Source organism: Thauera phenolivorans (assembly GCF_001696715.1).
GTDB lineage: Bacteria > Pseudomonadota > Gammaproteobacteria > Burkholderiales > Rhodocyclaceae > Thauera > Thauera phenolivorans.
Window position 1 is genome coordinate 394,567 of the sequence record NZ_MBFM01000005.1, and the last position, 7,698, is coordinate 402,264.

Consider the following 7,698-nt stretch of genomic DNA (forward strand, 5'->3'; position numbering starts at 1 on the left):
GCTGACCGTCCTCGATCAGGCTGAAATGGGCGGGAAACTCGCGCACGCCCAGGCACGGGGCATGGAAATGCTGCCCCTTGCGGGCGCGGCGGTTGAAGATGTCCAGATGCTTAGCCACCGAATCGTCCGGCCCCGCCTTGTCGGTCAGTTCGAAGTGGGCCTCGATCACGTAGGCCACATCGCGCAACACCGTGGCGGCACGCTGCTGGCGGTCTTCGTCGACGTAGGTCGCCAGCCCGGCGGTGGTGCCAGCCTTCATCGCCTTGCGCACGTTGCCCGGCGACAGTTTTCCGCCAACCTCATTACGACGGATGGACTCGAAGCGCACCGGGTTGAGCACGTGGATGCGATCCACCACCCAGCGAATCGCCGGCTTCCAGTGAATGGCCTCCAGGATGCCGCGCGCGGCCGACGGCGTGATGACGTCGTAACTCACCCGCTCCACCTTCATTTCCGGCCGTGTGAAGCAGGCCCGATCGCCCCAGACGTGCAGGCGGATTCCAAAGCTCATGCGCCCCTCCTTCAAATGATCGTGTTGGCCGAGTTCATAAAGGTTGGCTCTTCCCACCAGATGCCGAACTCGCTGCTGTATATGTCCATGTTCACCAGTTCCATGAACTGCTCTCCCCATTTCTCCGGCGCAACCGGCTGAATCGCCGCTGCCTTGCGCAACGCATCGAACCCGTTGCGTGGTAGCTGCACCAGGTAGGGCTGCAGCGCCCGCGCGAGGCCACCGCTCCGCTCCGCATAGCGCAGGCTTTCGATGTCGCGGCGGGCGTCATCGTCGAAGGGCACGATGACCGGCATCTGCACGGTGTCGATCATGCGGAACTTGGCCGCCAGCGTTTCCAGCGGCAGGGAGTCGATGCGGCTTGCCGCGCACAGGCCGAGCAGGTTCGCGGCATCCAGTTCCTTGTCGCCCTTCTGCCAGTAGAGCAGTCGGAAATAGGCCTCGATCGCCGACGGCGACAGCGGATCGTCGCGGAACTGCGGCTGGCGCATGACCTCCTGCGCGGCCTGGGCGAACTGACGCAACTCCGGCGGCGGCGCCCAGTCGCCGTTGGCGGTGGCAAACACGCGCACCTCGCTCGACTCCGCAGCGCGCTCACCGTTGCGGTTGCAACGCCCTGCAGCCTGGGCGACCGAGTCCAGGCCGGCTTCGGCGCGGTAGACGGTGGGCAGCGAGATGTCGACCCCAGCTTCGATCAACGAGGTCGACACCAGCCGGCAGGGCTCGCCGGCCTCGAGGCGTCTTCGTACTTCGGCGAGTACCTGGCTACGGTGCTTGGCGCACATCAGCGTGGTCAGGTGGCGCGCACCCGGCTGGTCGGCGAGCGCCTGATACAGGGCGCGGGCGTGGCGGCGGTTGTTGACGATGCACAACACCTGATCGAGGTCGCGGAGCTGCGCGGCAAGTGCGTCATCGTCGAGGGTGCCGACGTGGCGCACGCGCACCCGCTCCAGCTTGCGGAAGAGTTCCGGCGGGTCCGGGGCGAGTTCGCGCACCTTCTCCAGCCCACCGCGAAAGTCGGGTGCGTTCAAGGCTGGCTGGGTGGCGGTGCACAGGACGATGCTGCTGCGGTAGTTGCGGGCCAGTTCGTCGATGGCCGCAACCGCCGGCCGCAACAGCTTGAGCGGCAGGGTCTGCGCTTCGTCGAGGATGACCACGCTGCCGGCGATATTGTGCAGCTTGCGGCATTGCGACGGACGCGCCGCGAACAGGCTCTCGAAGAACTGCACGGCAGTGGTGACGATGATGGGGGCGTCCCAGTTCTCCATTGCCAGCCGGAGCTTCTCACGGGCTTGGTAGTGATCCGGATCGCTTTTCGGGGGATTCGTCGGCACAAACGCGCTGTGGTGCTCCAGCACTGCGGATTGCCCGAATTCCCCCAGCGCGTTCCGGAAGACCGCTGCGTTCTGTTCGACGATGCTCGTGAACGGAATGACGAAGATCACTCGCCGCAGACCGTGCCGCATTGCATGGTCCAGCGCGAACGCGAGTGACGCAAGTGTCTTGCCGCCGCCTGTCGGGACGGTCAGCGAAAATAGGCCAGGATCGTGTGCGGCCAGAGACCGAACGTGGCAGAGAACCTGCGCTCTGACGCGATTGACAGGGGAGTCTGGCTGGAAGCCCGAGAGGTGTTGATCCAGCACGTCGCGGAGTGCCGGGAGTGATGGGAGCGGGGTTGCGCGGACAGCGGGCCGACCTGTCCGATCAATGGTGTCGTAGAACGACTCGGTGTCCAGGTAATCGGCGTCGACTAGGCAAGAGAAGAGCATCCGGGTGAGGAACGCAAGTTGAAAGCTTCCCCGTTCCCGACTGTGGACTCCCAGCTTTGGCATTGTTAGCTGGGTTGCCAGAGTGATTTCGTTCTTCCAGTCGTTGGCCAATCGCGGTAGGCCTGCGCTTCTCAAACGTTCCTGCAGAGGCGTCCGCGCACCGCTTTCGGCGCCATTTGCCAGTCCTGCGTGGTGGCCTGCGATGGCGTAGGCGAGCAGGTGTCCGAGTTTTCCGTAGGCCTGCGTCGCCACGATCGCCCCGTGAGTCGCATGGTCCACTCGAAGTGCGGCCCCGGCGATCCGCTGCTGGAATTCGCTCGAGTATTTTCCGAGATCATGAAGAAGGCCGGCTGCCTCGCCGAGCGCAGCTGCGCGGAAGTGAGCCGCGTTTGCGGCCGATCGCTTGCCCACTTCATGCAGATGGCGCTGCAGCGGCTGCCAATCCGATCGGTCCGCCCGGTCAGTGGAGTGCGCGAAGTAGGAGATTTCTGTAGGGGGGAGGGTCGTCATGGTTTCGCCTTCTTGCCGACGTCCTCATTCTGGCTGCCGTGAGGCTCAGAAAATGATCCCGTCGTGCTGGCGCCCTCATATCTTTCAATCATGAGCTGTGCTTCCTCGAGAACCACGCACCGCAGCGCTTCGGGGCGCAGCACCTCGCAATGCCGTCCGTGCTTGAGAATGTCCATAAGCAGTTCGCGATGGTCCGTGAAGGGGATTTCCAGCAGATAGCTACCGTCTCTCTCGAAATGTCCCCGTTGATCGCGATGCCAGTGTTCACCTGCGATCCACCTTGCGCGCTCCGCCGTAAAGCGCAGCGTGGCCCATTGCAGGGGTGCCCCACTGAAGATCCCGTAACCGGGATCGAGCACGGCACTGAGGTGTTCGTCTTGAATCTCGAACGAAACTCGATCCAGCGGTTGCAGGTGACGAATGCTGTCGACCGAGAAGCTTCGCAAGGCATTGCGCAGGTGGCACCAGCCGTCGAGGTACCAGTTCTCACGGTAGTGGACGAGCCGCTGGGGTGAGATCTCGCGCTCCGTCTTCTCGTCGCTGCTGCGCGCGTAGTATTCGATCAACAGTCGCTTCCGACGGAGGAGGGCCGCGCCGATTTGTTCGAAGTGGGCAGGCGTTGTGCGGCGCTTGCCGACACCCAGGATGAGCACGCGGCGGCGCAGTTCGTCAGTGGGATCGCTGGCGGCGCCGAGAAGCGCGGACAAGCGCTCCATCAGAGGTTGAATGTGGGGCGAGAGGATGCCGCCAGGGTCGAGGTTGGCGAGCAGATGCTGCATGGTCAGGAGTGCATGGATCTCCTTGGCGGAGAACCAGAGACCGGGTAGTTCGCTTGCCGCTTCTGCTGCCCGAGAGTCGATTCGGTAGCCGCCCAACTCGCGGTCCCAGACGACGGGTACGCGCATGCGCGAACGAAGAAACTCGATGTCGCGCTTTAGCGTTGCCGACGAGACCTCCAGTTCATCCAGGAGCGTACGTCGACTGATGCTGCGTCGCGATTGAAGGAGCGTGTGAAGCTGGTAGATTCGATCGATCTTGCTCACGGCGTTGTTCCGGACATGACATTCGATCTTACTCAAGGTGTCGGGCAATGCCGTTGGCAATTCTTCCGTCCTCGTGCGGTCCGACACGCCAGATTGATTGCTGCTCGTCGCTCGATGCTATTGATGCTCGCCCACACGGGACCGCGGCCGTCCCCGCCGGTCATCCGCCCAGCCCTCAACTACACTGAATCAGGCGCGCCGCGACGCGAGTGCGCCGGCAACACCGGATCCCCCGGGGCCGGGCATGCATAGCGTCTGCGGCGCCGCCTGCCCCGCGGGGGCCTGAACCACCCCTGATGGAGACGGAGATGAACAGCAGGCTTGCCCTGAGCATGGCTCTTTCGCTGCTCGTTCTTGTTTCGAGTCCGGCCGCGGTGTGGGCGGTCGAGGAAGGCTCGGTTACGATCACCCGCCCGGAGACGGGCGCCACGCTCGACGCTGGAGCGTCGAACACGCTCGTCTACGAGGTGAAGCCCGGCGCCTCCGGTGACCATGTCCATATCTACATCGACGATGCCGAGGCCGACATCCTGAGGGAACTGAGCGGCAGCTACACGCTGCCGACCCTCGCCGCAGGCGAACGTGAGATCTGCATCCGCGTGGTCAACCGCGCGCATGTGCCGATCGGGATCAACGGCTGTGTCCAGGTGCTCGTGAAGTGAGCCGATGCTCGCCGAGAACCTGAGCTATGCGCTGGTACAGGTGGCGCACAACTTCGGCGCGGCGGCGGTCGTGGGGGTGCCCCTGATCGCGCTGGCAAGCGGCCGGTCGGACTTCGATCACGGCGGACGACGGCTGCTGTGGCTGGTGCTGCTCGCATGGGCCGTGCAGGCCCTGTCGGGCGCGGCGTTCGCCACCGTCAGCTATGCGCTCTACGGGCGGCTGCCCGACATCTCGCGGGTGGCGACGATCGCGCTCGGCATCAAGCTGGGGTGCGCGATGCTCGGCTTTGCGCTCGCGGCGCTGAGGCTGCGCGCCGGTGTCGGCCGGGAGGTCGAGCGGGACCGGCGGCTGTGGGGCGGCCTGTTCGCCCTCGGCGCCGTGGCTCTGACCGCGGCCGCCTTCCTGCGCTGGTTCTCCTGAAGCTTCGCGCGCGGCGCCGCCCTCAGCCGGCGGCACCCCGCGCCCAGCGCACGATCTCCGCCGCCGCCATCGCCCCCGCCTGGCGCGCCACCTCGCGCCCGCCCCTGAACAGCGCCAGGGTGGGGATGCTGCGGATGCCGAAGCGGCCGGCGATCGCGGGCTCGGCCTCGGTGTCGAGCTTGGCGAGGCGGAAGTGCGGCTCGAGCATGCCCGCAGCCTGGGCGAAGGCGGGGGCCATCATGCGGCAGGGGCCGCACCAGGGGGCCCAGAAGTCGACCAGCACCGGGAGGTCGCTGCGGCCGATATGGCGCTCGAAGCGGGTGGCGTCGAGCTCGAGCGGCTGGCCGGTGAACAGCGGCTTGCCGCACTTGCCGCACACCGGCTGCTCGCCGAGGCGGGCGGCGGGCACGCGGTTGACCGCGTCGCAGTGCGGGCAGACGAGGTGGAGGGCGTCGCTCATGATGGCAATTCTCGCTTATCAGATTCTGCTGATGTGTGGGCGGCGCCGGCGCTTTCAAGGCCGGAAGCCGACGCGCGCGCGCAGCGCGTCGAGCTCCTCGAGCAGGTCGGCGACCAGCGCGGCGAGCTCGGGCTCCGCGTCGAAGTCGCGTTCGAGCCGGCGCATGCGCTGCGCGCGCACGAGGCAGGTGACGGAGAATCGCCACACGCCGGAGACGCTCTCGGCCTCGGGAAACAGTCCCTCCTCGAGGTGGCGCAGGAGCCAGGCGGGCTCGACGGTGCAGGCGGCGGCGAGCTGCTCCACGGTGAGCCAGCTCTCTTCCATCAGGCTGCCGATCAGGATGTCGTCGTCGCTCATGGCTCAGCTCCGGTGCGGGGCGCGCGGATCGAAGGCGAGTTCCCGCGCCATGGTCTGGTAGAACTCGCGTGCCTTCGCGGTATCGGCGGGCGGCAGCACGACCTGGATGTCGAGGATGACATCCCCGGGCGGGTTGCCGGGGATGCCCTTGCCGCGCACCCGCAGCTGGCGGCCGCTCTGGCCGCCTTCGGGGATGCGCACGCGCACCGCGCCATTGGGCAGCTCGACCGTCACCACCGCGCCGAGCGCCGCCTCCCAGGGGGCGACCGGCAGCGTCATGTGGATGTCGCGGCCGTCGGCGCGCATGCGGGGGTGAGGGGCGAAATGCACCTCGAGCAGTAGGTCGCCCGCGGGGGCGCCGCCGCTGCCGGGCGCGCCCTGGCCGGCGAGCCGGATGATCTGGCCTTCGCGCACGCCCTGCGGGATGCGCACGTTCAGCGTGCGCTGGTTCAGCACCAGGCGGCCGGCGGCGTCGAGGGTCGGCACCCGCAGGGCGATCTGGCGGCTGGCGCCGTTGAAGGCGTCCTCGATGTCGAGCAGCACCTTGGCGTGGTGGTCCTCGCCCTGGGCGCGGAAGCCGCCGCCGTGGGCATGGAAGCCCTTTGCGCCGGCGCGGCCGAACAGCTCGGCGAAGAAGTCGCTGAAGTCCTGCGCCTCGTGCGGCGAGAAGCCATGGGAGGAGAACTCGAAGCCGGCGTCCCAGTCGGGCGGCGGGCGGAACTCCTGGCCGGGCTGCCAGCCGCGGCCGAGCTGGTCGTAGGCGGCGCGCTTCTCGGGGTCGGAGAGCACCGCGTAGGCCTCATTGACCGCCTTCATCTTCTCCTCGGCGTCCGCTTCCTTCGACACGTCGGGGTGAAACTTGCGTGCGAGCTTGCGGAAGGCCTTGCGGATCTGGTCGGCGGTGGCGTCGCGCGCCACGCCGAGGGTCTCGTAATAGTCCCTGAATTCCATGCGTCATGCTCCTCGCAGGATCGAACCCGGCTGCGCAATGATGGCGGTGCGACGCGGCGGCTACAAGCCCTTGAAAACGACTTCGGCCACCCTATCTTGGAAAGCGGGGGTGCAGCAGGCGCCCGCGATCACAAGCCAGGAGGAAAGCATGAGGTATCGGTCACTGTTTCCCCGCGACCTGTTCGCGGAGCTCGACCGCCTGCAGCGGCAGGCGCAGCAGTCGCTGGACGCCACGCCCAGCATCCGCGGCTGGAACTACGGCGCCTATCCGGCGATGAACGTCGGCACCACGCCGAAGTCGGTCGAGGTGTATGCGTTCGCGCCGGGGGTCGACCCGGCCGCGGTGGAGGTGCAGATCGAGAAGGGCGTGCTCACCATCGCCGGCGAGCGCAAGCCGGTGGCGCCGGAGGAGAAGGCGGCGGTGCACATCGACGAGCGCTTCGCCGGCCGCTTCCGCCGGGTGGTGACCCTGCCCGACGATGTCGACGCCAACGCCGCCGCCGCGCGCTACCGCGACGGCGTGCTCCACATCAGCATCCCGCGCCGCGAGGCCGTCCAGCCCCGCCGCATCGCGATCGAATAAGGAGGACGGAACATGAGCGAACAGGACAAGGCGGTCGCCAGGAGCGCAGAAACCCGTGCCGACGAGGCGGCGCTGACGCCCGCGGTCGATGTCTTCGAGGACGCCGGCGGCATTACCGTCTACGCCGACCTGCCCGGCGTGCCCAAGGACAAGCTGCAGCTGCAGATCGAGGCCGAGACGCTGACGATCGAGGGCGAGATCGTGCAGGAGCTGCCCGAGGGCATGGAGGCCACCCACGCGGAGATCGCCCTGCCACGTTATCGGCGGGTGTTCACGCTGTCGAAGGAGCTCGACACCGAAAAGGTGGTCGCGCGCTTCGACAAGGGCGTGCTCGAGCTGCGCATTCCGAAGGCCGCGCACCTGCAGCCGCGCAGGATCGAAGTGCAGGTGGAGTGAGCCGCCGCCCGCCACAGGCAGCGTAGGAGCGCGCC

The 7,698-nt window shown here is 67.1% G+C and carries 10 protein-coding genes; 4 read left to right on the forward strand and 6 right to left on the reverse strand.

Annotation, left to right across the window (positions count from 1 at the left end):
* From cas5c to BB334_RS14855, 3 genes are all read right to left on the reverse strand, one after another.
* The coding region (gene cas5c / locus BB334_RS14845) for a type I-C CRISPR-associated protein Cas5c (RefSeq protein WP_068809267.1) at positions 1-511 on the reverse strand (511 nt) is incomplete at its 3' end.
* Positions 512-522: 11 nt separating this feature from the next.
* A complete protein-coding gene (locus BB334_RS14850; protein ID WP_083200449.1) occupies positions 523-2,790 on the reverse strand; it encodes a CRISPR-associated helicase/endonuclease Cas3 in 2,268 nt (755 codons plus the stop codon).
* Entirely contained in the window at positions 2,787-3,833 is a 1,047-nt protein-coding gene (locus tag BB334_RS14855) for a helix-turn-helix transcriptional regulator (RefSeq protein WP_068809269.1), read from the reverse strand. The genes BB334_RS14850 and BB334_RS14855 overlap by 4 nt, the downstream gene beginning before the upstream one ends.
* A 308-nt stretch (positions 3,834-4,141) precedes the next feature.
* Between BB334_RS14855 and BB334_RS14860 the strand changes: the two genes are divergently transcribed.
* Both BB334_RS14860 and BB334_RS14865 read left to right on the forward strand, forming a co-directional pair.
* Positions 4,142-4,495 carry a hypothetical protein gene (locus BB334_RS14860; RefSeq protein ID WP_068809270.1) on the forward strand — a complete coding sequence of 118 codons (354 nt, stop codon included), beginning with the start codon at positions 4,142-4,144 and terminating at the stop codon, positions 4,493-4,495.
* A gap of 4 nt (positions 4,496-4,499) precedes the next feature.
* Positions 4,500-4,916, forward strand: coding sequence for a hypothetical protein (locus BB334_RS14865; RefSeq protein WP_068809271.1), 417 nt, complete (start codon positions 4,500-4,502; stop codon positions 4,914-4,916).
* A 22-nt stretch (positions 4,917-4,938) separates the two neighbouring features.
* Here the strand turns inward: BB334_RS14865 and trxC are convergent, their stop codons facing one another.
* The 3 genes from trxC to BB334_RS14880 are packed head-to-tail and all read right to left on the reverse strand — an operon-like array spanning position 4,939 to position 6,684.
* Positions 4,939-5,376, reverse strand: a complete 438-nt coding sequence (gene trxC / locus BB334_RS14870; RefSeq protein WP_068809272.1) for a thioredoxin TrxC — start codon at positions 5,374-5,376, stop codon at positions 4,939-4,941.
* A 54-nt stretch (positions 5,377-5,430) separates the two neighbouring features.
* Positions 5,431-5,733, reverse strand: coding sequence for a chaperone modulator CbpM (locus tag BB334_RS14875; protein ID WP_068809273.1), 303 nt, complete (start codon positions 5,731-5,733; stop codon positions 5,431-5,433).
* 3 nt (positions 5,734-5,736) lie between these two features.
* The gene (locus BB334_RS14880; RefSeq protein WP_068809274.1) at positions 5,737-6,684 is read right to left on the reverse strand and encodes a DnaJ C-terminal domain-containing protein; all 948 of its coding nucleotides are present in this window, start codon (positions 6,682-6,684) and stop codon (positions 5,737-5,739) included.
* Positions 6,685-6,832: 148 nt separating this feature from the next.
* Between BB334_RS14880 and BB334_RS14885 the strand changes: the two genes are divergently transcribed.
* Together BB334_RS14885 and BB334_RS14890 are read left to right on the forward strand one after the other, a co-directional pair.
* Positions 6,833-7,267, forward strand: coding sequence for an Hsp20/alpha crystallin family protein (locus BB334_RS14885; RefSeq protein WP_068809480.1), 435 nt, complete (start codon positions 6,833-6,835; stop codon positions 7,265-7,267).
* A 12-nt stretch (positions 7,268-7,279) separates the two neighbouring features.
* Positions 7,280-7,663: an Hsp20/alpha crystallin family protein gene (locus BB334_RS14890; protein ID WP_068809275.1), complete on the forward strand. Its 384-nt coding sequence runs from the start codon at positions 7,280-7,282 to the stop codon at positions 7,661-7,663.
* Positions 7,664-7,698: the final 35 nt, after the last annotated feature.

Excerpts from the sequence above, each read along its gene's own strand:
- trxC (WP_068809272.1), bottom strand. The coding sequence starts at position 5,376 with ATGAGCGACGCCCTCCACCTCGTCTGCCCGCACTGCGACGCGGTCAAC.
- BB334_RS14890 (WP_068809275.1), top strand. The coding sequence starts at position 7,280 with ATGAGCGAACAGGACAAGGCGGTCGCCAGGAGCGCAGAAACCCGTGCC.
- BB334_RS14865 (WP_068809271.1), top strand. The coding sequence starts at position 4,500 with ATGCTCGCCGAGAACCTGAGCTATGCGCTGGTACAGGTGGCGCACAAC.
- BB334_RS14875 (WP_068809273.1), bottom strand. The coding sequence starts at position 5,733 with ATGAGCGACGACGACATCCTGATCGGCAGCCTGATGGAAGAGAGCTGG.
- BB334_RS14850 (WP_083200449.1), bottom strand. The coding sequence starts at position 2,790 with ATGACGACCCTCCCCCCTACAGAAATCTCCTACTTCGCGCACTCCACT.
- BB334_RS14860 (WP_068809270.1), top strand. The coding sequence starts at position 4,142 with ATGAACAGCAGGCTTGCCCTGAGCATGGCTCTTTCGCTGCTCGTTCTT.
- BB334_RS14885 (WP_068809480.1), top strand. The coding sequence starts at position 6,833 with ATGAGGTATCGGTCACTGTTTCCCCGCGACCTGTTCGCGGAGCTCGAC.
- BB334_RS14880 (WP_068809274.1), bottom strand. The coding sequence starts at position 6,684 with ATGGAATTCAGGGACTATTACGAGACCCTCGGCGTGGCGCGCGACGCC.